Genomic DNA, 25,380 nt, shown 5'->3' with positions numbered 1-25,380 from the left:
AAACGGTTGCACAAATGCAACAACCGTGGAGCGTGGGTAGAGTCCTGATAGAAGAAAGGCGCATCCGAGGATGCGCCTTCTCGTAACGTGCGAACTGGACGGGATCGTTTGCGATCTGCCACTTCGCTGTCGAACCGGGCTAACCTGGCTCGTAAGGCCTAAGCCTGAAAGAGACGACTTAGTTGACGGCTTCTTTCAGTGCCTTGCCAGCCTTGAAACCAGGCTTCTTGGCAGCAGCGATTTCCAGGGTCTTGCCGGTCTGCGGGTTGCGGCCGACACGAGCTGGACGATCGGTAACGGAGAAGGTACCGAAACCAACCAGTACCACGGAGTCACCGGCCTTCAGGGCACCAGTAACGGATTCGATGACTGCGTCCAGCGCCTTGCCGGCGGTGGCTTTCGAAATATCAGCAGAAGCGGCGATAGCGTCAATCAGTTCCGACTTGTTCACTCTAAGTCCCCTTATATCTCTATTGAGTTTGTTTCTAAGTATGTAATAAAAAGCGAAGCGGGCGCTGGGTGGCCTGTTGACACTTAAGAGCCGCTTTATAACAAGGGCCTGAAAATACTGTCAAGAAAGCCACCCAGCCAAATACGTACTAATGCGTGCTGATTCTTTCCTTCGAATCACCGTCGCGCTTTTCATCCTTGGCGACAATCTCTGGAGCCACATCTGGCAAGGGCTCCGGGGCGTATTGCAGCGCAATTTGGAGGACTTCGTCAATCCATTTAACAGGTTTAATCTGCAGATCCTGCTTAATATTGTCCGGAATTTCCTTCAGATCACGCACATTCTCTTCCGGAATGATCACGGTCTTGATTCCGCCGCGATGCGCAGCCAGCAGTTTCTCTTTCAAACCACCAATTGCCAGCACCTGTCCACGCAGGGTGATTTCACCAGTCATCGCCACATCGGCGCGTACCGGGATCCCGGTCAAGGCTGAAACCAGGGCGGTGCACATGCCGACACCGGCACTTGGACCGTCCTTCGGCGTTGCCCCTTCCGGCATGTGGATGTGCGTGTCGCGCTTCTCGTGGAAGTCGGCAGGAATGCCCAGGCTGCGAGCACGGCTGCGAACCACGGTTTGCGCGGCAGTGATCGACTCGACCATGACATCGCCCAGCGAACCGGTCTTGATCAGCTGACCCTTGCCCGGAATGACCGCCGCTTCGATGGTCAGCAGTTCGCCGCCCACCTGGGTCCATGCCAAGCCCGTCACCTGGCCCACCTGGTCCTGCTGCTCAGCCAGGCCGTAACGGAACTTGCGTACGCCCAGGAAGTGCTCGAGCTGATCGCCGCCCACCTTGACGAGCGGGTGCTGCTTGAGCCCGGCGTGTTCCTTGACCACCTTGCGGCAGACCTTGGCGATCTGACGCTCCAGGCCCCGCACACCGGCTTCGCGGGTGTAGTAGCGAATGATGTCGCGAATTGCCGAAGTCTCGATCTCCAGCTCGCCTTTTTTCAGGCCGTTGGCCTTGATCTGCTTGGGCGAGAGGTACTTGACCGCGATGTTGATCTTCTCGTCCTCGGTGTAGCCCGGCAGCCGGATGACTTCCATCCGGTCCAGCAGCGCTGGCGGAATGTTCATCGAGTTGGAGGTACACAGGAACATCACGTCCGACAGGTCGTAATCGACCTCCAGGTAGTGATCGTTGAAGTTGTGGTTCTGCTCGGGGTCGAGCACTTCCAGCAGCGCCGACGCCGGGTCGCCACGCATGTCGCTGCCCATCTTGTCGATTTCGTCGAGCAGGAACAGCGGGTTGCGTACGCCAACCTTGGTCATCTTCTGGATCAGGCGACCAGGCATCGAACCGATGTAGGTCCGACGGTGACCACGGATCTCGGCTTCGTCACGCACGCCACCCAGGGCCATGCGCACGAACTTGCGGTTGGTCGCGCTGGCGATGGACTCGGCCAGCGAGGTTTTACCCACGCCAGGCGGGCCGACCAGGCACAACACTGGGCCGCGAATCTTTTTCACGCGCTTTTGCACGGCGAGATATTCAAGGATGCGCTCCTTGACCTCTTCCAGGCCGTAGTGGTCGGCATCGAGGATTTCCTCGGCCTTGGCCAGATCCAGGCGCACCTTGCTCTGGGCCTTCCACGGCACCTGCACCAGCCAGTCGAGGTAGGAACGAACGACCGTGGCCTCGGCAGACATCGGCGACATCTGCTTGAGCTTGTTCAGCTCTGCCTGGGCCTTGGCATAGGCATCTTTCGGCAGGCCAGCGGCATCGAGGCGCTTTTTCAGCTCTTCGACTTCGTTGTGGCCTTCGTCGCTGTCGCCGAGTTCTTTCTGAATGGCCTTCATCTGCTCATTCAGGTAGTACTCGCGCTGGCTGCGCTCCATTTGCTTCTTGACCCGGCCACGAATGCGCTTCTCGACCTGCAGCAGGTCGATTTCGGCATCCAGCAACGCCAGGACGTGCTCGACACGAGCACCCAGGTCGATGATTTCGAGGATTTCCTGCTTCTGCTCGATCTTCAGGGCCATGTGCGCGGCCATGGTGTCGACCAGGCGGCCCGGCTCATCGATGCTGTTGAGCGAAGAGAGCACTTCAGCCGGGACTTTCTTGCCCAACTGAACATATTGCTCGAATTGCGACAGCAGGCTGCGCACGAACACTTCGGATTCGCGGTCAGCCGTATCGGATTCTTCGATCAGTGCGACGTCGGCACGGATATGCCCGTCGACTTCATTGAAACGCTCGACCGAACCACGCTGTTCGCCTTCGACCAGCACCTTGACGGTGCCATCGGGCAGTTTCAGCAGTTGCAGTACGGTGGCAATGGTGCCGACGCGATACAGGGCGTCTTCGCCTGGATCATCGTCAGCAGGATTCTTTTGGGCCAGCAGGAGGATCTGCTTCTCGCCCGTCATCGCAGCTTCGAGGGCTTCGATAGACTTCTCACGTCCCACGAACAGCGGGATAACCATGTGCGGGTAAACGACTACGTCGCGCAATGGCAAAAGAGGCAAGTCGAGGGTTGTCTTCATGATTTCGCCTCTACAGCGGCCTTGTGGCCGTAAACCGATGGAAATTTGAGCGTGGAGTTAATGTGGGGGCAGCCCCATAAAAAAACAAGCTCTACGTCAGGAAAAGCAAAGGGGCCCGTAGGCCCCTTGCATTTACTGCCGTCATCCCGACTTAGGCGTCGGGTGCAGCCTTGGCTTGCGGCTCACTGTTCTCGTAGATCAACAGCGGCTTCGAAGTGCCTTCGATGACGCTCTCGTCGATCACCACCTTGCTGACATCCTTCTGCGAAGGAATCTCGTACATGGTGTCGAGCAGGATGCCTTCGAGGATCGAACGCAGGCCTCGTGCACCGGTTTTGCGGTCCAGGGCCTTGCGAGCCACGGATTTCAGCGCATCGGTACGGAACTCGAGGTCTACGCCTTCCATCTCGAACAGCTTGGCATACTGCTTGGTCAGGGCGTTCTTCGGCTCGGTGAGGATCTGCATCAATGCAGGCTCATCCAGCTCGTCCAGGGTCGCCAGGACCGGCAGGCGGCCAACGAACTCGGGGATCAGGCCAAACTTGACCAGATCGTCCGGCTCGACCTCACGCAGCGACTCGCCAACCTTCTTGCCTTCCTGCTTGCTGCGTACTTCGGCGCTGAAGCCGATGCCGCCGCGGGTGGAGCGGTTCTGGATGACCTTTTCAAGGCCCGAGAATGCGCCGCCGCAGATAAACAGGATGTTGCGCGTATCGACCTGCAGGAACTCCTGCTGTGGATGCTTGCGGCCACCTTGCGGCGGTACCGAGGCAACCGTGCCTTCGATCAGCTTGAGCAGTGCCTGCTGCACGCCTTCACCCGAAACGTCACGGGTAATCGACGGGTTGTCCGACTTGCGCGAGATCTTGTCGATTTCGTCGATGTAGACAATGCCCATCTGGGCCTTTTCCACGTCGTAGTCGCACTTTTGCAGCAGCTTCTGAATGATGTTCTCGACATCTTCACCGACATAACCCGCTTCGGTAAGCGTGGTGGCATCGGCAATGGTAAACGGTACGTTCAGCAGACGCGCCAGGGTTTCGGCGAGCAGGGTCTTACCCGAGCCCGTCGGGCCGATCAGCAGGATGTTACTCTTGCCGAGTTCGACGTCGTCGCTCTTCTTGTCACGCTGGTTCAAGCGTTTGTAGTGGTTGTACACCGCTACGGCCAGAACCTTTTTCGCACGCTCCTGACCGATGACATATTGGTCAAGGATGCCGCTGATTTCTTTCGGCGAAGGCAATTTATGCGCGCTGCTCTCGGCCTGGGCTTCCTGCACCTCCTCACGGATGATGTCATTGCACAGGTCGACGCACTCGTCGCAAATAAAGACCGAGGGGCCGGCAATCAACTTGCGCACTTCATGCTGGCTTTTGCCGCAGAAGGAGCAATAGAGCAATTTGCCGTTGTCCTCGCCGTTACGGGTGTCAGTCATTCGATCGATCCAATCCGGTAGGCTTGCAACACAAGATGAAGGCAATTGCGGGCTTTTTCAAGTCCGCAGGTGGCGGGAACGCCCCGCCGCCTGCTTTTGCGTCACTCAAGCAGTCAATTGACGCTTGTCGTACACCGAGTCGATCAGGCCGTACTCGGCCGCGCGCTGGGCGCTCATGAAGTTGTCGCGGTTGGTATCACGCTCGATGGTCTCGAGGTCCTGGCCAGTGTGGTAGGCCAGCAGCTCGTTCAGGCGCGATTTGATCTGGAGGATTTCCTTGGCGTGGATCTCGATATCCGAGGCCTGACCCTGGAAGCCGCCCAGTGGCTGGTGAATCATCACCCGCGAGTTCGGCAGGCAGTGACGCTTGCCTTTAGCCCCGGCAGCGAGCAGGAACGCACCCATGCTGCAGGCTTGGCCGATGCAGATGGTGGACACGTCCGGCTTGATGAACTGCATGGTGTCGTAGATCGACATGCCAGCAGTGACCGAGCCGCCAGGGGAGTTGATGTAAAGATGGATATCCTTGTCCGGGTTTTCCGCTTCAAGGAACAGCAACTGCGCCGCAACCAGGTTGGCCATGTAATCTTCTACGGGGCCAATCAGGAAGATCACTCGCTCCTTCAACAGACGCGAGTAGATGTCGTAGGCACGTTCGCCACGAGCGGATTGCTCGATAACCATCGGGACCAGGCCGCCAGCGGCTTGGATGTCAGAGCTCTGCTGATAATAAGAATTGCGGGACATGTCCTGCACTCACTCCCAAATAGTCATGTCTTGAATACGCACAAGCCAGCTCGAAAGCTGGCTTGTGGTGTTTTCCTACGAGAGAAGGAAATCAGTCAGCGGCAGGTGCCTGCACTGGCTTGACAGCTTCTTCGTACGAGACCGATTTGTCGGTCACAGTAGCTTTCTGCAGAACAGTATCCACAACTTGTTCTTCCAGCACAACCGAACGCACTTCGTTCAGTTGCTGGTCGTTCTTGTAGTACCAGGCAACGACTTGCTCAGGCTCTTGGTAAGCCGAGGCCATTTCCTGGATCATCTCGCGAACGCGGGCTTCATCAGGCTTCAGGTCGAACTGCTTGACCACTTCGGCAACGATCAGGCCCAGCACAACGCGGCGCTTGGCTTGCTCTTCAAACAGCTCAGCTGGCAGCTGCTCTGGCTTGATGTTGCCACCGAACTGCTGAACGGCTTGAACGCGCAGGCGGTTCACTTCGTTTTCCAGCAGGGCTTTTGGCACTTCGATCGGGTTGGCAGCCAGCAGGCCGTCCATTACCTGGTTCTTGACCTTGGTTTTGATCGCCTGGCGCAGTTCACGCTCCATGTTCTTGCGAACTTCGGTGCGGAAACCTTCCAGGGTCGCTTCCTTGATGCCGAACTGGGCGAAGAATTCTTCGGTCAGTTCTGGCAGCTTAGGCTCGGCGATGCTGTTGACGGTAACGGTGAACTCGGCGGTTTTGCCAGCCAGGTCCAGGTTCTGATAGTCCTCAGGGAAGGTCAGGTTCAGAACGCGTTCTTCACCGGCTTTGGCGCCAACCAGGCCTTCTTCGAAGCCTGGGATCATGCGGCCGGAACCCAGCACCAGCTGGGTGCCCTGGGCCGAACCACCAGCGAAGGCTTCGCCGTCGATCTTGCCAACGAAATCGATGTTCAGTTGGTCTTCGTTCTGGGCAGCACGGTCAGTGGCTTCGAAACGAACGTTCTGCTTGCGCAGCACTTCCAGCATGTTGTCCAGGTCGGCGTCAGCAACGTCGGCGCTCAGGCGCTCAACGGCGATCGACTCGAAGCCGGCAACGGTGAACTCCGGGAATACTTCGAAGATAGCGACGTATTCCAGGTCTTTGCCCTTTTCGAACGACTTAGGCTCGATGGTAGGCGCGCCTGCCGGGTTCAGCTTCTGCTCAACCACAGCTTCGTAGAACGAAGACTGGACCAGGTCACCGAAGGCTTCCTGACGCGCATCGCCTTCGTAACGCTGACGAATCACGCTCATTGGCACTTTGCCAGGGCGGAAGCCTGGGATCTTGGCTTTTTGGGCAGTCTGTTGCAGACGCTTGTTGACTGCCGTTTCGATGCGCTCGGCCGGAATGGCGATGGTCATGCGGCGCTCGAGAGCGGAAGTATTTTCAACAGAAACTTGCATGGATATTCCTCGTTGCACAGACGTTAGCCGGCGATACCCGACTCCAGAATCAAGGGCAAGCATTCTAGTGGCTCAAACACCAGAAGTCACCCAGTAGAAGTCAATGGGATCAGGCACCGGCACATTTGAATGTCGGACCACTGCCAGACAACCGCTCAATCAGGCTCCAAGACCCGCCAAGCAAGGCTTTGCGACCTCAACTGGCGAGCCGTGCAAGCCCCTTCCCGGCCATCCGACAGAAACTTTTTCAAAACACTACCGCAGCTCAGGGCGCGGCATCTTCAATCTCGTTGAACTCGCAGTATTCCTGCCAGCTCAAACCCAGCGCTTCGGCCACCTCGCGGTGAACCTCCATGCGCATGGCATGCAGCTCTTCAGGCGATTCAGCGATCAGCTGAAGGGTCAGCTCCCACGGCTGCAGGCCCTGCTCATCGGCCTGGTCCTCAAACGCCCACTGAATCTGTTGCTGTTGCTCGTGAGCACTCAGACCGGCGATTTCTTCAAGCAATTGCGGGTGCGCCTGAGCAAAACGCTCCAGTGCAACAGCCTGACGGGATTCTTTTGCAATCATGAGTTCCTACCTAAGGGCGCCAAGCGCCTTGTCAACCGCCTGAAATCTATCAGCTTTTAATGACTTGTCACCACCCGGCGACGAGCTGTGGCGCACGCCGATCAATAAACTGTCGCGAATTATCTGACAGACTCAAGGCTTCACGTCACGGAAGCCGCGCATGAACCACGAATTGCTTGGGGTGTTGGCCCTGCTTTTTACCGCCGTTGCCCTGTTCGTCGCCAACCGCCCGCGCATGGATGTCGTCGCTTTGCTGGTGATTGTCGCCCTGCCCTTGTCCGGCATCCTGACCGTACAGGAGTCACTGGCCGGCTTCAGCGACCCGAACGTCGTGCTGATTGCGGCACTGTTCGTGATCGGCGAAGGCCTGGTGCGCACCGGGATCGCCTACCGCATTGGCGAATGGATGTCGGCACGTGCCGGCAACAGTGAAGTCCGCCTGCTGGTACTGCTGATGGTTTCGGTGGCAGGCCTGGGCTCGGTGATGAGCTCTACCGGCGTGGTCGCCATCTTCATCCCCGTGGTCCTGAGCATTGCCGCGCGCATGAAAGTGTCGCCCAGCCGCTTGATGATGCCGCTCAGCTTCGCCGGCCTGATCAGCGGCATGCTCAGCCTGGTCGCCACCCCACCCAATGTCGTGGTGCACAGCGAAATGGTGCGCCATGGCCAGGCAGGCTTCAGCTTCTTCAGCTTTACCCCGTTCGGCCTGGTGATACTGGTCCTGGGCGTCCTTTATATGCTGGCGACGCGCAACTGGCTCAGTGGCGAGGCGCGCAAGGATGGCACCACGGAAACCCGCCGCACCCTGCTCGACCTGGTGCTCGACTACAAGCTTGCCGGGCGCGAGCGACGCTTGCGCGTTCGCCGTGGTTCGCCGCTGATCGGCCACGCACTAGGTGAACTGAAGCTACGCACGAACCACGGCGCCAACGTCGTCGGCATCGAGCGCCAGCATAAATTCACCACCCGCGTGATCAGCCCGGACTCCAGCACCACTATTAATGAGGGCGACGTACTGCTGCTGGACCTGTTCGCCCCCAAGGACGATCTGCGCAGCTTGTGCCAAGCCATGCACCTGGAGCCACTGCATTTCAAGGCAGCCTACTTCATTGATCAGTCGCGCGAGGTGGGCATGGCCGAAGTGGCGCTGCCGCCGGGCTCGCAACTGATCGGCAAGACCTTGCTGGAGCTGACTTTCCGCAGCCGCTGGGGGCTCAACGTGGTGGGTTTGCGCCGCGACAACACGGCCATAGAAGAGCAATTGGTAGAAGAAAAGCTGAAGATGGGCGACACCTTGCTGGTGATCGGCACCTGGAAGGCCATTCGCCAACTGCAGGCTCAACCCAGGGACTTCCTGGTATTGAGCCTGCCGGCCGAGGTCGACAACGTGGCGCCGGCACTCAACCAGGCACCGTATGCCCTGATCAGCCTGGCGGTGATGGTTGGCCTGATGATCAGCGGCGTCGTACCCAACGTGATTGCCGCCCTGATTGGCTGTTTGCTGATGGGTGTCGGACGCTGCATCGACATGGACAGCGCCTACCGCTCGATTCACTGGCAGAGCCTGATTCTGATCGTGGGAATGTTGCCCTTTGCCCTGGCACTGCAAAAAACCGGCGGGATTGCCCTGGCCGTACACGGGCTGGTACAGATTCTCGGCGACGCCGGCCCCTATGCCATCCTGGCCTGCCTGTTCGCAATCACCGCAACCATTGGCCTGTTCATTTCAAACACCGCGACTGCGGTATTGATGGCACCGGTCGCCATCACCACAGCGCAACAACTGGGTGCCTCGCCCTACCCGTTCGCCATGATTGTGGCGCTAGCGGCGTCGGCCGCCTTCATGACGCCAGTATCTTCACCAGTGAACACGCTGGTACTGGGGCCAGGCCAGTATCGTTTTGCCGACTTCGTGAAGGTGGGCGTGCCGTTCACGCTGCTGGTAATGATTGTCAGCGTGATCATGGTGCCGTGGATATTCCCGCTATAGACCCAACCGAGCGCTATTCGAGCCGCCCTACATATAAAAGGGCCTGATAGAGATTGATCATGTGATCTTTGCTTTCCAGCATGAGGCCCGGCACCTTTATCTTGCCGGCCTTGTGAAGGATATACAGGGTGCGCTGACCACTTTGCTCATTGATATGGGCACCCAGCAGATCAATGGCACGCACCTCAAGCTTGCGCGAGGAGATCCCGTGAACCGGGACGATGACCTTGTCATCGGTGACCGTGATGTACTTGGCAGGGGTGAGCGCATAGAAGATCAGCAAGACGGTAACCCAGACCGCACCCATCAGGCCCACGATCCCGATCAGTCGCATCAGGGTGTCGCCATTGAGATCCAGAAGGCCGGCCAACTTGGCCACCGTGCCCGTAGCGTGCACGTCATCGTAGAAAACGATGAAGCCGCAAGCTACGTAGCACAGTGCAGCCGCCACAATAAGGACGAGGTAGTTCGGGCGATACCGGTACTGCCGGCTGAATGCTTCGCTACTCATGCACAATCACTCCCTTGATTGATCAAACCGCAGAAACGAAAAAAGCCGCACAAGGCGGCTTTTTTCGAGGCTTTCAAAGGCTCCAGCGGAGGACAGTGAAAGCTTGTATGGTGCGGACGAAGAGACTCGAACTCTTACACCTTTCGGCGCTGGAACCTAAATCATGACCGGCCAATTATAGACCAGTAAAATCAATAGGTTACGACGCCCGCACTCGTTTTAACCGTTCACATCGTCCCGCTCTGTGTCACAGCATCCCGCTTGTGTAGCACAATCCTGTCACACACCCCCCCTACGGCGTCCTGCCGACGAACACCACTCCCAAATCTGACACGCCTCGATTACTGTATACACATACAGCATTCGGAAGCACACCCCATGAACATCGATGAAGACACCTGCGAGTGGCTTGGATGCCCTACGCCCCTGGAAATGTACAAACATCATGCGGCCATGCTCGAGGACGAGATAAGCGGCCTACATATCCGCCTGGCCAAGTCCCGGGCAAATATCGCTGGCCTGGTGCAAATGAATGACGCGCTGCTTGTTGCCAAAGCTCGGGCCGAGCGATCTCTGAAGGACGCTTTAGAAGGCATATCCGGGAAGAGCCAAGAGCCTGCTGAGACAGGGAGCTTTCGCCCTATCGACCTAATTACCGAGCAGCGCGACCATCTGTTCAGGGAGAATCAGCGGCTACTGCTGGAGTTGAGCGTGCTCAGGGGGACACAGCCCTGACATACGACTGGCACGCCCGCAGCGCGATCACGGCGTTATCCCCGTCGTCGGTGATGGCGATAATTCGTTGCGCATGCGCTGGGTCAAGTTGGGCTCTACGGGCTGCATGAACCACGCCGACGGCGCCGGGGGTGGCAGGCACGTCGCAGCCACTGGCTGGATCCTCGGCAAGGAGGACTGACAGCCGCACATCAGCAGTAGCAAGACGGTCACGCAGCAAAGCCTGGTTGCGCTGGGCATCGGATAATTCCTTGGAGTGTTGTTGGTCGGCGGCGGCCAGTTGCTGCTCGGTGGCCAGGCGCTTGTCCTGCTCGGCGCGGGCCTGGGCGGTAGCGGCATTGCGGATCGCGTCCAGGTCTGTTTGAAAGTTCGCCGCCTGCTTTGCCAGCTTCCCGTCATACCGCCAATCCTGCACCCGCCAGGTCACGCCGGCGGCGGCCGCCATCAGCACCATGATCAGCGCCACCAGACCGGCCAGCTTCTGCACCGGCGTCATGCCAGCACCTTCAGCGCCTTGTCGTATAGCGCCTGGCGATCGGCCTGGCCTGTGAGTCCGCCATTGATGCGCCGCGTGATCTTCGTGAACTCCCCCTGATCCGCCAGCGTGTTGAGCCCCTTGGTAGACCAGAACCAGGCAGCCGACATCGCCGCGTGCTGGGGCAGCTCGAGCAGCTCGGGCTGATTGACCAGGCCCAGGCCCAAGGCATCGCCGCACGCCGCATAGTTGGCCCGGCCGGTGACTTGGATCAGCCCACGGCCACGGTACTTGGAGCCGTCACCCTTTACGGTGTTGCCCAGATCGGAGCGGCCTTCGTACCCGGCCTGTTGAGCCGTTGGGCCCCACAACTCCTTCAGCCAGCGGAACTGACCCGACTCATGCCCGACCTGGGCGATGAAGGCGGCCAGGCGCAGTCGCGTGACGATTCCATACTTGGCCATAGCCGTATTCAGCACAGGAACAAAAACGCCGGCTTGGTGGCCGGCGTTCGAGAGGATCTGCAGCAGCTGCTGCTCGGTGATCGGCATGCTTTTCTCCAGGCACAAAAAAGCCCGCTCAATTGGCGGGCCTTAAGAAATTTCAGTTGTAAATATCAGGATACGAATCGAAGCGCAAAACTGCGATCTTGTAGGGATCAGTCAATAACATGGAGGAATACCCTACTTGCCATCAAGACCGAGCCAAACATCTGGAAAGGCGCCTGCTAAGCATAGAGCTTAGACGTTTTTCAATGTACTCATGTGTAAGCGCAGATAGCGCCAGAATCAAAACAGTAAGAAATACAATGTACCCTACACCATTAAGATAGCCGGAAAGAAAGGTGCCGCTTAGCGCCCTCGTCACTACAAGCCCCACAGTCGTATGCAATATGTATATAGAAAAAGATATTTTCCCAATCCACATAAGAATAGGCCCTGGACGCCATCCGCAACCTGACTTTTCCGCAATTGCGAATCCAAGAACAAGAGCTATAGCTCCTGAACCCATCCCGTAAATCCCTGGCTTATTATAGAACCCTCCTAAATACTGCCAGGTAGCAAATGAAACTAGAACCCCTGCAACCGGAAGACCTACAGATTTAGCAACCTTGAAATTAGACATGAAAAAGCAGGCAATCAACATCCCAGCGAAGAATTCAGGAATGCACGGGTGTATTGCTTGAGTTAAAACAGGAACAATAAATTCAAGATTTTCAGGAATCGATGAAAAATCAGATATGAGATTCTGTGTAATCACTGTCAGGGCTATCCAAACGCCAGCAGCCAGCCATCGGAGACGATCAAAAAACAAACAAACAGCAAATACGAGATAGAAATACATTTCTATATTCAACGTCCACCCAACATCTAGAGCTGGAGCAGGAGACACGGGGTAAAAAACAAGACTCAATGCTGTTTTTATGTATTCCCCTGTAGTCATCCAGCCAAGATACATAAGAAATAAAACATATAGAGCGGTACCGAAAGCATAGAGAGGCCATATTCTAGAAAACCGCTTAGCCAAAAACTCTAGTGCACTTCTTGCACCACCAGGGCGACCGCCAGTTGAATAAACCATAATAAAACCGCTGATAACAAAAAAAATATCAACGCCAGAAAACCCGTTAGAGAAAAAAAGTGTTAGGGCTGAAACCTCAAGATCTCCTTTAACCTGCGGCCTAAAATGCCAAATCAAAACCATCATTGCTGCAATGGCTCTTAGCGCTTGAATAAAATCTATCTGAGGCTTGTCAGTCATTACCGAGCTACTGGATTAAAAATGGATTGGTATCTAACCATTCATTGAGGTTTTTTTCTATCTAATCATATGAAAAGGGATGCTTTCGCACCCCGCCCATAGCTAGGTCACTGACTGGTCGAGGTCCAAAGAATTTTGCCGGCCCATGCCGTAGAGTAGTAGAACCTCACCACGGCACTGAATTGGTCGGCACTCACAAGCTCATGCCTTAAGTATGCCCCCTGGTAACCGGCATCAGGCTGAAAAGTGAATGTCGGGCTCCCCACCAAAAAGTTCCGGAACGGCTGTGGGTACGTGATCGTGACCAACTGAACCCCTGCCGTATTCACAAGCGGCTGCGTAACGGTGCCGACTTTGTGTTCACGACCACCGGAGAAGGAGGTTATGCATGAGGCTGGCTCGGTAAAGGTTGGCATGAATGCCGCCTTCAATGGAGTAACGAACGCCGCGCCCAAGCTGATTTGACGATTCATACCGTCCGGTGCAGTTACAAAAAATCGGACAACGCTCTGAGTGTTCTTTTGGACAGCTCCCGAAACCCTGAACAAGAAGAATCCATTTCCCAAGTTGGCCGCCGCGTTGGCCTGTCTGTTGCTGGTAGTAATACCGTCTGAAACCTCAATCGCATAAGGCAATAGGCCGTTGGGGCATTCAAGGATGAATGTCCCGCTGAATCGCCCGGTTGGTGTCGAAAACCTGCACTGCAGATATTGGTTCGCGCCAGTTGCAGCGCCCCCCCAGACTGCCGTGTACCCATAGGGCGTTTCCGCTCTCGCACTAAGTGTTGCAGCGTATGAGGACTCGAAGCATGGTGGTGCATTGTTGACCCCAATAACACTCCAATCACCACCCACGCACGCATTCACTGGGGACGCTGAAATACTGTCGCCTGCTGTAGCTGGGCTATGGTGGGTCATCCCGAGGCAGTGGTTGTGATGCTGAAGCACTGGTAGAGAGCTTCCATCGATGTGCATACCGGCAACGCCAATATGCCAATCACCAAGAGGTAATGCTCCTAACTCGCAGTATCCGCCAAGGATGAAGTTGGTCTGATTATTACCCACAATATCGTTGCGCAATCCAGTGGAGTGCGAGGTGTCGGCGCCGATAAAAAGGTTTCCATGTGCCTCTTGGACGCCGCCGCTCGGGGGTTGCCCGTAGGTGGTGATGAGAATGCCCGGGCCGCCCGCCTTGTTACCGTTCATACCGATAAACGTATTGCCGTTAATCGCCTGCTTGCTTGCATCCAAAACAATCTGGCCGGCTCGGAAAGATTGAAATACGCTGTAGAACCCACCGAAGTCTGGAATGAAGCCTCTGAAGGTCAATATGTTGGAAACTTCGATCCCTTTAATGTCCGGATTCCAGAATCCATCGAACAGAAGGTTGGTGCATTTGAACTCAGAGCCACTTGCATACTTTCTTGCTGTCCAAGTCAAATCCCCCTCCAACTCACACCCTAACCCAATAACTCGCTGAGGCAAGGCGACAGGCACGCTCAAGGTTCCGTTTTTAAAATCAAGTGCGAGCGGCCAACCTCTAGCATCAGCATCGTCTGAAGCGAGTTGCAGGCTGAGCGCTACATCCTCGCCGTCAGCGCATCCATACTGACTCGCGTTAATTACCTTGTAGGCATTTCCTACAATTGCAGCGCCCTCATTTTCAGCCGTGGAGGTGAGCGACTGGAATTGTGCAACAGCAGCAGTTGCTGCGGCTTGGGCGGTAGTAGCGGATGCGGCAGACTCGTCAGCGCTTGCCTGGGCGGCCTCTGTTGCGGTCTCTACCGCCTGCGATGAAAGGGTGCGCTTTCCAGTATCAACCGCTACGCCGCCCACCTTGCGCCATACAACATAGATCTCATCTTCTTCGCTTGAAGCGACAAGAAACATGCCTCCTTCTGGGGTAGCAGCAAGCCCCGCCGAAACTGTCGGGTAAATCGTGGTAGACACACTGGCCTTGTCCTCGATCTCCTTTATGATCAGCTTCAGGTTTTTGATGTCGCCTGATTCGGTTGGGATGCCGCCCGCATCAATCGCGTCATTATTGAATCGAAAGGTGATGTTGCTACCGATCTCCGCGCGAACTGTGGCGATCTCAAGTCGCTGAGTCTGGTCAGTCATGTCGTTTCCTTGGGGCGTGTTTAATGAGCGCAGCCGGGGTCGGCCAACGAAAGTTGGGGCGTGCTAGGGGGTTGGGTTAAAGCCAGTTGCCGGAGAAGAAGTCGCCGCTGTTACTGATGAGCATGTCCGCGACTGCGTCGAACATGGTGTCTACCTGGTCGTCGTGGTCGTGACTGTCGTCGGCCGTGAAGGCTGATGCTTCCGTAAGGAATGGCGCGACCCAGTCGGTGCTGGCGATTGTTTCGCCACGATGATCCTTCACATGCTCTATCTTTCGGCCCTGGTCATCGAAAATTGCTGGCACGAAAACCCGACCCGACTTGATCCAAGGCACCGCATCCATGCAACGGGTAACCTTGTTTGCCGCTGGCCCGCGCGGCTGAGGCTCAATTGGGATGGATCCTTTCTTGCTGATGGTTTGAATCAGGCCGGTGCCTGACGACTTGTCCTCCACCCGCATGTATCGAAGGGCGGCCGGACGGAACTGATCCCAGTCTTTCCACTTATGCCAGATGCGCAAGGCTTCTGTTTCCAGATCGCCCGCGTCCCATTTGCCCCGATGCACATCGATGATGTAGAGGTTTCCGTCAACGCCCAGGCCGCAATGGCTGAACACTGAGAAGTCGTGCTGCTCGTCGGTTTTCTGTGCGGTATCGACGTATACGCCGCGCCACACCAGAAACGGCAACTGCTCGTAGGTCTTGAACCAGTCCGCATCGATCATTCCGCCAGTCAGTGCTACGGGCTCTTGCTGGTACTGGCTGACCATGGTGTATGGGTCGCGATCCCACAGCGCCATAAGGTCAGCGACCGTTTCCTTGGCTGGCCAGTACGACCAGTATTCCACGCCGCCACGGATGATTGACGGACCGCCAAAAACGTCTCGCTCGGCGTGTTCGCGTATCTCGTCAGGCAGGCTGGAGATGTATTCACGCGTGACTAGGGCCGGAACCTTGATGTGCGCAAAGTCCAGACCCATTCCGCCCTTCAGAAGGAAGCCGGACACATCGTCTGTGTGTAGGCGTTGCTGGGTACAGATGACAGGCGTATCTGGAGAAGCCCTACGACTTCGCAGGGTGTTGGTAACAATACGTTGAGCCTTGGCCCGCATAGTCGCGCTGAAAGCGCTGTCGGCCTTCTCCGGATCATCCAGGTTAATGAAGCCGGTGAATCCTTCTGATATGTAGCCGCCGCGCACGCCGGTGATCTGTCCGCCAGTCGACCGGCTGAAGATCTGGTGCTTATTGCGTCCGCGCTCGTCGGTGATGACCCAGTTGGCCACGTCGGCCTTTCCTATGTCGCACGGCCACAAATCCTGATATTCATCACTGGTGATTATCGATTTGATGCGGTTCGAGTTTTCCTCAACCAAAGCCTTGGAGTAGGAGACATTGAGCGTTCGCGTGCGGTCAAACTTAGTCATGGCGTATGAAGGCACATGGATAGACCAGAATTCGGTCTTGGTGCCGCCTGGCGGCATGTTGAACACGACGTTCTTAAGCTCACCAGACAGCACCCTCAAAGCTGTATGGTCCATGTAGCGGTGGTGCCAGTTGCAGAGCATCTTCATGCCCTGGTTCAGCTGGAAAAAAACGCGCATGAACGACAGCGGCGAATGCTCGCTGATCAGTTTTGCTGCTTGTCGTTCTGCGCTGCTCATTACATCCCAGTCGAGCAGCTTGCTCATAGGCAGCCCAGTACAGAGTTCAAGGCCTTCTGGTCAACCGTGACTGTCGAACTGGTTTCAATCGGCGCTCCGTTCTTTCCGGTGAGCTCCACGATCTTCTTGTCCAAGCCCAAAAGCTTAGCCTTGCCCATGGTGGCCGAGACGGCTGCGGATGTCTGAGGTGTGTCGGCATCCAGCGCGGCCTTCCTTGCCTCCTCCAGCTCGGCAAGGAGCGTGTCCACGGTGATTTCGTGACGCTCCATGACTTTCTTCCTTAATTCTTCGAGCCTGGCTTGAACCTGGGACTTCTGTAGGGTGTTGTAGCCTTCTCGGCCGATAGTGGCCGTAGCCATGTTTTCAGTGTTGTAGGCGATTCGATAGGACTCCGCTGCGTTAGCTGTCTCGACGTAGGCAAGACAGAACTTTTCCATCTTGTCGCTGAAGTGACGCTTGCGCTTGCGCTCCATAAACCACCTACTTACTGATTATTTTCCATTTGTATTCGGCCCATTGGGCTTTTTTACCGACTGGTATTGGCGGGGGCTTAACCTCTACGCAGCCCGCAGGCACAAGCCAGTTGCCTGGAGACTGAGGGTCTGGATCTGCAGCTGACTCTCCGATAAAAACTTGTTCGTGATCGGTCTGATAGACGAGCTTTTGCCCTGGGAACAATTTCATAGTTCAATACCGTATCCAGTAGTTAACGGTCTTGTTTCTTGGCCGGGACTTGAATGTAGTGAGAATCACAGAGTTGGGGATAATCTGGTATGTGGTTCCAGCGGGATAGATTGGTCCCGATGCATACGCGTCAGGATTGTAAAAGGCGGACTCTTCTTTTGTTTGAAGGTCATAGAAATGCAAGGCGTCAGACCACCTTGACCCTACTGCTCCATTATCTCCTGGGCCTTCTGCATATGCATGCGTGGTGCCTTGCTGATACGACCCGAACACCCGGCCAGGATCTGTGCCGCGACCATCATTGAAGCCCCTTAAGAACTCTCCGCGAAAATCGGGAAGCCTGAACTGTGATGGCGTCTCACCACCAGTGTTCCAAGTTGTTCCAATCGCGGAAAAAAGTCTTGGGTATGAAGCCTTTTCTACTGCTGCACCGTTGCACTTCAGCCAGCCAGGGCTCGGGATGTTGTTGTGCGCGACAGTTTTGATATCGCCCGGGTCATAGTTTGAGAAGAACGACGAGCCAATGAATCGCCAGAATCCGGACGTGCTTACCGGGTTGTTGCCGACATTCGGGAATGCCAGGCTCTCGTAGTAATTCCCATCTGTCGCCCTGGTGGGCGCGCCAACCTCGTATTGAGCCTGCGCATGCCAGGCCATAACGCCGTTTCGCTCAATCCCCTGGAAAGCAGAATCTGCTCTGTTGTGCCACCAATTTTCCTGACCTGCCGGCGGCGCATCCTTATCCTGCCCACCCTCCCACCCAGTGCTCACGCGAACGTCGCCCGGATCCTTGAAGCTGTTCAGATTGTCTTCGGACTCGACACCCTGAGCCCATCGGATGTTAAAAGGCTGTCGTGCCATTAGGCTAAATCTCCGGGGAGGGTGAAGTTTCCGTACTCATAAATATGCGATGAGGACGATTCTATTTCGTCAATTTCGGGAGGGAGCACAAACACTTGGCCAATCCTTGTGCCTTGCGGCCTTGGTATCAGGTCGAAATTCTCAATCAGGTAAAGGGTCGTATTGTCCAACTGAGATGCAACGCCGAGATCAAATGACTTATCGCCATTATCGACAAGCGCGGTAACTTTCACGCCTATGATTATTTCGACGAGTTGAATGATGCTGTCGGCAGTTCCATCACTTATGTTTCTTGCAATCTTCGCTTTGATCAGCTTTCGGTAAAGATCATTATTAAGTGGCGCGTCAATGGCTTCGCCATCACCGATATATGGGGCGATGTTGTAATTGGTGTAGCTATCGTTCCCTGCATATCCAAAGACATCGAACTCGGCGTCACGCAGTATTGGGCGAGCAACCCCAACGATTCGACCAATGATGTCAAGCATCTCTCCCGACACGGTGTCTACGTCGTAGCTCCCATAGATTTGATCAAGTGGTCGCTCGATGCGGTCGTTTGAGATCTCTGGTGCAATGGTCGCCCATCTGACCATCCTGTTCTTGCCGCGATACTCGTTAATGATTCGAGATTTGGCGCGCTCGACGTGGTCCATGATCATGGAATCACCGTGACTTGAATGTTGTCAGGGTCAAAAGTGGCTATCTGGGCAATCGTCGGCTGTATCGGCGTTAAGCCTTGAGCTACCGCGGAAATCCCAATCGTCAAGGAAGTGATGTAACTGTCACCATACTGACCAAGCACCTTGTTGACTGGTGTGTATATCCGGCCCGGTGGGACCTTCTCGCCGATGTCATACCCGCCCCTGTTAAAGCCAGTGGTGGTCTCGCCACTGAATAGGCTTCGGGTCGAATCGGCGATAACCGCTTTTTTTATGAGATCTTCAATATTTGAAGGGAGGTCGCCCTCTCGCTGGATCGTGATGGCCACAAATATTGGCAGGCCTGTCGCGCGCTGGAAGGTCATGACCGCCTTGTTGCCCGTGACGGGAGAGGTCACGTCGACCTTGACGCCGTTCGCACCTGGCGGATCTACCCAGGTGTCGGTCTTCGAACTGTAACGCGGAAGCATCGGCGTGCCGGGATTGTGCTTTTGATACATGGCCAGGCCAATATCAGCGTCAGAGCCACCATTCACAATCACTGCAATGCCGGTGTAAGGGACGCCGTCAACGTCGAAAGGAGAGTCGCTGCTGTTTTCCAGCACCTTGACGTCGGTAACACCAGGGACGCTAGCGATGTTCGCTTCCATGTTGTCCCGCATGTTGCTGCCGGCGCGTGACACACCGTTATTCCTGCGGATACGGAAGTCTTCGTCGCTTTCCGCCGCAACACCGGCAGCCGCCTCCCCATTGGTAACGGACGACCACCCGCCGATAGGGGTGCCAATGATCGTCAGATCGCCCGGAGACGCGAGAACCCGGCCCGGGGTTGTGCACGTTGCGAAGCCGGTAGCTGTTTGACCTACGCCTATGACTATCGAGGCAGTGGTTAGCCAAACGGTGTTGTCAATTCTGCTTCTGACCTGCGACTGAGCTGGAATAGGGGTTCCTGTCTGCCCGGTCACGGTGATTGGTGCGACTGAATAGGTCGCCTCTCGGATCGGGATACCTGAGATTTTGCCGATGTCGCGCAGAGCTTCACCGGTGGCGCTGTCCGGATCCTTGCTGCGATAGGCTGCGACTACCGCCTCGTCAAGGTTGGCGAACATCTCGGCTTCGATGCCGATCCGCTGGCCGTCCGGGCTGTCTGGGTCAATGTTCCATTCAGGGTCAATCGCCAGCGTCTTTTCTTTAATGTCGCCGAGGTACTCGTTCAGCGAGCGCCCGGTGATTCCTTGGTCCGTGATTTGAGCCATTAGACGATCGCCTGAACATAATTGATTTCTGCGTTATCGCCTGAAGTGCTGACGATTGACGCGGTGACGGTGAGTTGTCGGGTATCGATGTCCGTGGTGAGGCTGAATGACGTCATGCCCGCGCACCCAGGGGTTAGCAGGATGCGGCGACGGATCACCGACTCACGAGACGCCAGGACAGAGCCTTTGCCTAATACGCTGCCGAACCAGTCCGTCCCATCGGTGGTATCAAGGAACCACTCGCCGAAAAAGAACTTGAGGCGGGTAACCACGTTCTGCCCGACTTCCTCGGCGGTATAGCCTGTCAGGAACTCTTGAGGCCCCAGGGCCAGGTCGCCGTCTGCGTCCAGTTTTCGTACCGTCATGGCGTCACTACTCCAGATGTTCCACTTCCAGGCATTACGCCGCCGTGAGTGTGCTCGAGGCCGATGCTGACGCCCTGATTGGTAATGATTGTCATGGTGGTCACGGCCTGCTCAAAGTTGGCAGGCTGCTCAAAGTTGGTTGCGCACTTAACGTTGAGCGAGACGCCGTCAATTTCGAGCGTCTTATCATCGTGAATCCAAAAGTAGGCCGAGCCGTCATTGCTGCGCAGGCGGATGCCGTCGTTAGAGAAATCGGTGATCGCGCCCGGGATAGATCTGACCCCTGGGATGAAGTACGCATCGTTGATGGAGAACCTGCGAGGCTCCGACTTAACGGCCACGCCGCCCTGGTCGACCCAGGAGTCAATGCACTCCTGGGAGAAGAACAGGACGCCCTCGGTATTGCTGGCAACTCGGCATTCGAGCGTACCGCCGGCGGCGCCCCAGAACTGAACCGGGACATGAATGATTGGGCGGCGTGGCTGCTGTGAGCCAAGGCGGTCTTCCAGCATCAGGCCGATCTGAACCTCTGCCATCTGCGTAGACGGGTCGAAGCTCAGGACGTGGCCAGGAACGCTGGTGCGCATGTTGTCTTTCAGGTACTCGCCGAATATCCCGCGCAGCATCTTGCTGTATTCAGCCTGAGTTCTTGAAGAGAGCGGATCACTCATCGGGTTGCCCTTTCTGAAATTCCGGCCTGGGCCGCTGCGCTGAGGCGCAGGCAACTGATCTGGCTTTCCCACTGGTCGCCGTGGGAGTCTCCCGCGAACACCAACGAGTTGACCTTGTAGTAGCCCTCGCCGATGGTGCGAGGCACGTCGTAGAAGAAAGCCCCGGAGAACTCGAAGCGAGGCGCCATAGATTCAAGCTTGATGGTGTCGCCAAGCTTGATCTTGGGGTTGAGCGTGTAGCGGATGCCCACCTCTGTGTCGCTGACCACTGGCGAGCCGATCATTCCGGTTCCGGAACTGATCACGTAGACCTGATTGTCCAGCGCAAAGTCGCGCTTGATGATTTTCATCGCGCCGTTCTCAACCATCCAATCGAACTGGAAGGTCTCGCCGAGCTCATTCATGCAGGAGGTTGGGCTGCCCTGGAGGACCGTTCCACGCGAGCGGCGCTTGAGTCCTGAGAAATCCCCATAAAACTGGATCTCGGCGCCGAACACTGAAGCGCATTCCTCAATGATCTGGACGGGGTCCGTCTCAGGTGCCAGGGTTAAGTTGATCAGATTTTGATCGCGCTCTTTCGCTGAAGATTTGCAGAAGAAACGAATCCCACGAGTAGAGCCGCCATCCTCAAGGTGTATCTGAACGTTGGTGATTTGGCCCACGAATATCGAACCAAACAGACCGTCGTACCCAGCCTCCAAGGAAATGAACTCATATTTACCAGTTGAGCCGTCGCCAAGCATCTGCCTGGACGCGTAGCGCGACACGTTGTAGATGGTGATTTCAGCAACGCTGAATGCCCCGCCGGCGAAGTGCGTGACCTGGAAGGTCAGGCGCAGCCCGTCCTGATCTGGTCTTGTTTCGTTGGGCCGCATCTCGTAAACACGAGAGCCCGTGCTGCGCCCGATCTTCAGCCGGTAGTTGCGAAGAAAGATTTCGTCATTCATCTGACCACACCAGCACGTTGTCGATACCCAGGTTAATTGGCGTTGCCGCGTCACCCTCCAAGACCAGCGACCCATAGGAAGCGGATGGCGGAGGGTAAAGTCCGGCCAGAAGGTCAATGTTCGGAAGAAGGAACCGACCCATCGTGAGGGGAGAGCCCAAGGCGGTCAGGATGTTCACGCGGAACACCTCAAACCTTGCCATCCATTGCAACTCGACGGTTACAGTGTTTTTTCCGAGGCGCGCAGTGAAGGTCTGAGCCGGCAGTGCTTGGACGGCAACGCTGTAACGGCTCATGGCATTACCTCTACAGCGGCATCGCCCGCCGAGATCATCGGAGCGCCCTGGGTGGACACAGTGTCGTTCTTCATGAGCTGATCAGCCGATGTGACGCCGCGACCAACCGTTGAGCGAACAATCCGAACCTGCTGAAGCTCTGCAATAAACACCAGGCCATCCTCGTTCTCGGGCCGCGTACGCTCATCAAGCCGGATTATCATCATGTCGCGCATGATCTCCTTGCCCGTGTCCAGATCGAACTTGGCGCGGGCCTCCATGATCGCGGTGAGAGACGCCCAGGCAGTTGATGCCCGGGTGTCATCACCGCCAGACAGCAGGTATGCAGACACAGCTGTGATCGCCGCCCCACCAATACCGCCGACTGCCGAAGCAATAGCGCCGGCCCCCATCATGCCGATGTCGTCCAGGCCGAGCCCAAGAGGGCTATTCGATACGGCGCCGGTGAGCAGGTATCGATTCGGCATGAGAATCGCGTGATCGTTGGTGTTCGCGCCGAACTCGACCGGGTACTGGGTCAGGGTGATCGCCTTGCTGGTAATACCTTCCAGCTTCGCGTCGAACTCAAGAGGGCCGATCTTCGGCAGCGTCTTGGTGAAGATGCTCATCAGGCTCATAGTTCTGGGCTCTTGAAGTCCTGCATGGTCTGCTCGGTCATCTGACCCATCTGTTCGTTGAGTACCTGCTTGACCTTCTCGGTGTCGGCGCCGCTGATGTGGTAAACGCGGTTGTCGGTATATCCCGCAGCGCTTGCACCACGCCTGGACGCCTCACCCGCAACATCTGCAGGCCGCTCATACTCGCGGGAGACGATAGAAGCGGCATCGTAGGAACTGGTCGCCGCACGCAGCTTGGTGCCCGCCGACTTCTCGTTGCCGCGGGTGAGTTCGTGATTGATGAACTCAAGCTGCTCGGCGCCAGTGGAGTTGCGAATGTCCTTGCCGTACTGCTTGGCGAACTCAGCCTGTCGGTCTGGGTGCCACTGAGCCAGGCCATAAGCTTGGCCGCCGTCGCCCTTGGCATTCGCCTTAAATCCGCTCTCGGCCTCGATGTTGGCGGCAATCCCTTCGGCCTGCTCTTTGGTCCAGCCCTTCGACGTGAAGTAGTCCACGACAGCGCCAATAGCCTCGCCGCCGCCTTTCTTCAGGCGATTGTTCAGCAGTTCGGTGTCTTCGCCTTCGTTGAGACTGGTAGAGAAGAGCGCTGCGGTAAGCGGTACTCCAGCGCGGAATAAAAGAGGGATCCCTGGGGCAGGCCCTGGGGTTGGTACCGGGGGAACTGGGGGCCTTCCACCAAGCCTCATTAAGTCCTTGAGAACTTGAAGCCCCTTAATTGCAGCGCTACCGCCCATTAACGCCATAGCGATGGCTACCAGTTCGATATTCTTGGCCACGCCGCCGAAGAACTCCTTTAAGCCCGAATCAACCAGTTCCTTGTTATTACGATAGAAAGCCACAAAATCTTCAGCCATTTCAGAAAATGCTGGCGTCAACTCTCCGGCGATAGTGTTGCCCATATCCTCAAAAACCTGATTAAGTTCGCTATTGGCCTTGGTAAGGCGCGCCGCGTCTTCAACCTGCTTTCCGGTCATGACCGAAATCTTGCTTCTAGAGTCGAGTTGTTTTTCTACCTCTTCTCTTCCGCGCATTAGGAATCGTATGGTGGAGTCATCCAGACCTAAATCTTGGCCAGCGAGGCGCTGATTTAGCGCACTCATATGCTCGAACTCGCCAGCAATGCCGGCTAAAGCGTCTGCTGTATTCTGTGCTCCGATGATCACATCAGGGTTAAGCCCGAGCTTGGCCACATCGCCAAACCACCCGGTATCGCCTGTGATAGGGGATGCCATCAGGTCTTGAATTTTCTTCATTGCCGAAAAGGCATCTGAAGCGCTTCCTCCCTGAGCTGTAAGAGCTTGCCCAAGAGCCTGAACGTTTTGCGTACTCATCCCGGTCAATCTGTTGAAATTGTCGAGCTCTGTGCCTGCCTGCTTGAAGTTTCCAACTACCTTATCGATCGCCAGTTTCCCGGCTAGCACAGTACCAAGCTGTAGAGCTGACTTTGTTAGCCCGCCGAATGCTGCATCGGCTTTCATGAATGACTTTTCGTCGACCTTCATGCCGAGCGCGATGAGGAAACTCTCTAAGACCTTGATGGCTCGGCTCCTTTAAAACAAAAAGCCCCGCGGGTGCAGGGCTATTTAGGTCGATTGGCTTCAGCCAGATGACGGGCATAGATCATTTCGTCCATGACGAGATTTGCACGCTTAACCCATCCAAGCGAATGGGTACCGTCAGTGAGCTGGTTATAGGTGCAAAGCGGCGGGCAAAGCCCAGGTATACCAACGCACGGGCGCCACAGTTCCCAATCGACAGCCGGGTTTAGGCGCTCTCCTGACTCGAATCCGGCGCCTCGGCTGAAGCGGTAGATTTCTGGAAGGGGGTCAGGAGTCCGGAAAAATCCTCGAAGGCGTTCCCGAGAGCCAGCACCACAATGGTGAAGTAGGTCTTCAGGCGCCCGGAAAAGTCTTCCATGGTCAGCGGCGTTTGGCTGCCTTCCTTGAACAGCTTGCCCAGCATGGAGTCACAGACGAAGTTGAAGTCGTCCTCGGGCATACGCGAGAGCATGGCGCCAACGATTCCACCGGCGACGATGAACGAAGAGGCACTACCTAGTTCAGCCAGGGCCAGGCCCTTGATCATTGGCTCTACGCCGTACTTGCCCAAGCGGAACAGAACTGCACGCTGCTTCTCGGCGCTGGGCATGCCGAAACGGTAGGTCATCCCGTCATGCTCAATGGTCCGGATATAGGATTCAGCCTGACTCATACAATCACGCCTTTGTTGAACTCCATGACGAAGGTGGCGTCATTCATGCCGGGGCCACCACGGGCCATCGACTTTCCTCGGGTGATTACGCCCTCAGAAAACACCGCTCCCTCCAGGCCTGCAATCGAGGCATAGGAACCTGACATCTCGGTTCGAGCCAAGATAAGCGCCTGCATTGCCAGGGCCTGAGGGCTGCCTGGCATAAGGTTGGCGGTCACGCGAAGGCCAGGGTTTTTGCGATGGAACCGCACAGCGTTGCCGCCCAGGCCTCGACTCAGGTTTGCCTGATCGTCTATTACCTCAACGGTGAATGGCGGATCAGTTCGACCCCAATCATCCAGCACGCCGACGCCAGTGATGACCATGATTGTGTTTTCTACGGAAAGATCAGCTACAGACATGGGTCAG

Annotated in this window: 26 protein-coding genes and 1 tRNA gene; 2 read left to right on the top strand and 25 right to left on the bottom strand. The window is 56.3% G+C overall.

All coding sequences use genetic code 11. The features are described 5' to 3' along the window. Nucleotides 1–178: 178 nt before the first annotated feature. From M5G11_RS02150 to M5G11_RS02125, 6 genes are all read right to left on the bottom strand, one after another. Nucleotides 179–451: an HU family DNA-binding protein gene (locus M5G11_RS02150; protein ID WP_273911355.1), complete on the bottom strand. Its 273-nt coding sequence runs from the start codon at nucleotides 449–451 to the stop codon at nucleotides 179–181. Between the two features lie 148 nt (nucleotides 452–599). After that, nucleotides 600–2,999, bottom strand: coding sequence for an endopeptidase La (gene lon, locus M5G11_RS02145; protein WP_273911354.1), 2,400 nt, complete (start codon nucleotides 2,997–2,999; stop codon nucleotides 600–602). A 151-nt stretch (nucleotides 3,000–3,150) separates the two neighbouring features. After that, nucleotides 3,151–4,434, bottom strand: coding sequence for an ATP-dependent Clp protease ATP-binding subunit ClpX (gene clpX / locus M5G11_RS02140; RefSeq protein ID WP_273911353.1), 1,284 nt, complete (start codon nucleotides 4,432–4,434; stop codon nucleotides 3,151–3,153). Nucleotides 4,435–4,539: 105 nt separating this feature from the next. Continuing rightward, nucleotides 4,540–5,181, bottom strand: coding sequence for an ATP-dependent Clp endopeptidase proteolytic subunit ClpP (gene clpP / locus M5G11_RS02135; RefSeq protein ID WP_273911352.1), 642 nt, complete (start codon nucleotides 5,179–5,181; stop codon nucleotides 4,540–4,542). 91 nt (nucleotides 5,182–5,272) lie between these two features. Next, nucleotides 5,273–6,583, bottom strand: a complete 1,311-nt coding sequence (tig, locus tag M5G11_RS02130) for a trigger factor (RefSeq protein ID WP_273911351.1) — start codon at nucleotides 6,581–6,583, stop codon at nucleotides 5,273–5,275. 265 nt (nucleotides 6,584–6,848) lie between these two features. Next, complete coding sequence (locus M5G11_RS02125; protein WP_273911350.1) at nucleotides 6,849–7,154, bottom strand: DUF6388 family protein; 306 nt, start codon at nucleotides 7,152–7,154, stop codon at nucleotides 6,849–6,851. A gap of 160 nt (nucleotides 7,155–7,314) precedes the next feature. Here M5G11_RS02125 and M5G11_RS02120 point away from each other — a divergent pair, with 160 nt between their 5' ends. Next, a complete protein-coding gene (locus M5G11_RS02120; RefSeq protein WP_273911349.1) occupies nucleotides 7,315–9,144 on the top strand; it encodes an SLC13 family permease in 1,830 nt (609 codons plus the stop codon). A gap of 13 nt (nucleotides 9,145–9,157) precedes the next feature. On the opposite strand, the gene M5G11_RS02115 is transcribed toward M5G11_RS02120, so the two are convergent. Together M5G11_RS02115 and M5G11_RS02110 are read right to left on the bottom strand one after the other, a co-directional pair. Continuing rightward, a complete protein-coding gene (locus M5G11_RS02115) occupies nucleotides 9,158–9,655 on the bottom strand; it encodes a hypothetical protein (RefSeq protein WP_273911348.1) in 498 nt (165 codons plus the stop codon). 108 nt (nucleotides 9,656–9,763) lie between these two features. Further along, nucleotides 9,764–9,867 (bottom strand) — tRNA-OTHER (locus M5G11_RS02110). A gap of 166 nt (nucleotides 9,868–10,033) precedes the next feature. On the opposite strand from M5G11_RS02110, the gene M5G11_RS02105 reads away from it, so the two are divergent. Then, the gene (locus M5G11_RS02105) at nucleotides 10,034–10,390 is read left to right on the top strand and encodes a hypothetical protein (protein ID WP_273911347.1); all 357 of its coding nucleotides are present in this window, start codon (nucleotides 10,034–10,036) and stop codon (nucleotides 10,388–10,390) included. Here the strand turns inward: M5G11_RS02105 and M5G11_RS02100 are convergent. From M5G11_RS02100 to M5G11_RS02020, 17 genes are all read right to left on the bottom strand, one after another. Then, nucleotides 10,371–10,886, bottom strand: coding sequence for a lysis system i-spanin subunit Rz (locus M5G11_RS02100; RefSeq protein ID WP_273911346.1), 516 nt, complete (start codon nucleotides 10,884–10,886; stop codon nucleotides 10,371–10,373). The two genes, M5G11_RS02105 and M5G11_RS02100, sit on opposite strands and share 20 nt — an antisense overlap. Further along, entirely contained in the window at nucleotides 10,883–11,416 is a 534-nt protein-coding gene (locus M5G11_RS02095; RefSeq protein ID WP_273911345.1) for a glycoside hydrolase family 19 protein, read from the bottom strand. The genes M5G11_RS02100 and M5G11_RS02095 overlap by 4 nt, the downstream gene beginning before the upstream one ends. Before the next feature lie 142 nt (nucleotides 11,417–11,558). Continuing rightward, nucleotides 11,559–12,626 (bottom strand): acyltransferase family protein, encoded by a 1,068-nt coding sequence (locus M5G11_RS02090; RefSeq protein ID WP_273911344.1) that lies wholly within the window; start codon nucleotides 12,624–12,626, stop codon nucleotides 11,559–11,561. A 107-nt stretch (nucleotides 12,627–12,733) separates the two neighbouring features. Beyond that, a complete protein-coding gene (locus tag M5G11_RS02085; protein WP_273911343.1) occupies nucleotides 12,734–14,746 on the bottom strand; it encodes a hypothetical protein in 2,013 nt (670 codons plus the stop codon). A gap of 76 nt (nucleotides 14,747–14,822) precedes the next feature. Next, nucleotides 14,823–16,433, bottom strand: a complete 1,611-nt coding sequence (terL, locus tag M5G11_RS02080) for a phage terminase large subunit (RefSeq protein WP_273911342.1) — start codon at nucleotides 16,431–16,433, stop codon at nucleotides 14,823–14,825. Further along, the gene (locus M5G11_RS02075; RefSeq protein WP_273911341.1) at nucleotides 16,430–16,879 is read right to left on the bottom strand and encodes a terminase small subunit; all 450 of its coding nucleotides are present in this window, start codon (nucleotides 16,877–16,879) and stop codon (nucleotides 16,430–16,432) included. Before M5G11_RS02075 ends, terL begins: the two co-directional genes overlap by 4 nt. A 214-nt stretch (nucleotides 16,880–17,093) precedes the next feature. Beyond that, a complete protein-coding gene (locus M5G11_RS02070) occupies nucleotides 17,094–17,951 on the bottom strand; it encodes a phage tail protein (RefSeq protein WP_273911340.1) in 858 nt (285 codons plus the stop codon). Beyond that, nucleotides 17,951–18,610, bottom strand: coding sequence for a baseplate wedge 1 family protein (locus tag M5G11_RS02065; protein WP_273911339.1), 660 nt, complete (start codon nucleotides 18,608–18,610; stop codon nucleotides 17,951–17,953). The genes M5G11_RS02070 and M5G11_RS02065 overlap by 1 nt, the downstream gene beginning before the upstream one ends. Continuing rightward, nucleotides 18,607–19,866: a baseplate J/gp47 family protein gene (locus M5G11_RS02060; protein WP_273911338.1), complete on the bottom strand. Its 1,260-nt coding sequence runs from the start codon at nucleotides 19,864–19,866 to the stop codon at nucleotides 18,607–18,609. The genes M5G11_RS02065 and M5G11_RS02060 overlap by 4 nt, the downstream gene beginning before the upstream one ends. After that, complete coding sequence (locus M5G11_RS02055; RefSeq protein WP_273911337.1) at nucleotides 19,866–20,231, bottom strand: contractile injection system sheath initiator; 366 nt, start codon at nucleotides 20,229–20,231, stop codon at nucleotides 19,866–19,868. The genes M5G11_RS02060 and M5G11_RS02055 overlap by 1 nt, the downstream gene beginning before the upstream one ends. Further along, on the bottom strand, nucleotides 20,228–20,902 hold the full coding sequence (locus tag M5G11_RS02050) for a Gp138 family membrane-puncturing spike protein (protein ID WP_273911336.1): 675 nt from the start codon (nucleotides 20,900–20,902) through the stop codon (nucleotides 20,228–20,230). The genes M5G11_RS02055 and M5G11_RS02050 overlap by 4 nt, the downstream gene beginning before the upstream one ends. After that, nucleotides 20,899–21,849, bottom strand: a complete 951-nt coding sequence (locus tag M5G11_RS02045; RefSeq protein ID WP_273911335.1) for a baseplate hub protein — start codon at nucleotides 21,847–21,849, stop codon at nucleotides 20,899–20,901. Before M5G11_RS02045 ends, M5G11_RS02050 begins: the two co-directional genes overlap by 4 nt. Next, on the bottom strand, nucleotides 21,842–22,144 hold the full coding sequence (locus M5G11_RS02040) for a phage baseplate plug family protein (RefSeq protein WP_273911334.1): 303 nt from the start codon (nucleotides 22,142–22,144) through the stop codon (nucleotides 21,842–21,844). The genes M5G11_RS02045 and M5G11_RS02040 overlap by 8 nt, the downstream gene beginning before the upstream one ends. After that, on the bottom strand, nucleotides 22,141–22,761 hold the full coding sequence (locus M5G11_RS02035) for a phage baseplate protein (RefSeq protein WP_273911333.1): 621 nt from the start codon (nucleotides 22,759–22,761) through the stop codon (nucleotides 22,141–22,143). Before M5G11_RS02035 ends, M5G11_RS02040 begins: the two co-directional genes overlap by 4 nt. Then, nucleotides 22,758–24,263: a phage tail tip lysozyme gene (locus tag M5G11_RS02030; RefSeq protein WP_273911332.1), complete on the bottom strand. Its 1,506-nt coding sequence runs from the start codon at nucleotides 24,261–24,263 to the stop codon at nucleotides 22,758–22,760. The genes M5G11_RS02035 and M5G11_RS02030 overlap by 4 nt, the downstream gene beginning before the upstream one ends. Before the next feature lie 262 nt (nucleotides 24,264–24,525). Next, entirely contained in the window at nucleotides 24,526–24,972 is a 447-nt protein-coding gene (locus M5G11_RS02025; RefSeq protein WP_273911331.1) for a phage tail assembly chaperone, read from the bottom strand. After that, entirely contained in the window at nucleotides 24,969–25,373 is a 405-nt protein-coding gene (locus M5G11_RS02020) for a hypothetical protein (protein WP_092238873.1), read from the bottom strand. The genes M5G11_RS02025 and M5G11_RS02020 overlap by 4 nt, the downstream gene beginning before the upstream one ends. Nucleotides 25,374–25,380: the final 7 nt, after the last annotated feature.

The organism is Pseudomonas fontis, assembly GCF_028656955.1.
GTDB classification, from domain to species: Bacteria; Pseudomonadota; Gammaproteobacteria; order Pseudomonadales; family Pseudomonadaceae; genus Aquipseudomonas; species Aquipseudomonas fontis.
The sequence above is the reverse complement of the archived record's forward strand: the minus strand, read 5'-3'. Positions and strand labels throughout refer to the sequence as shown.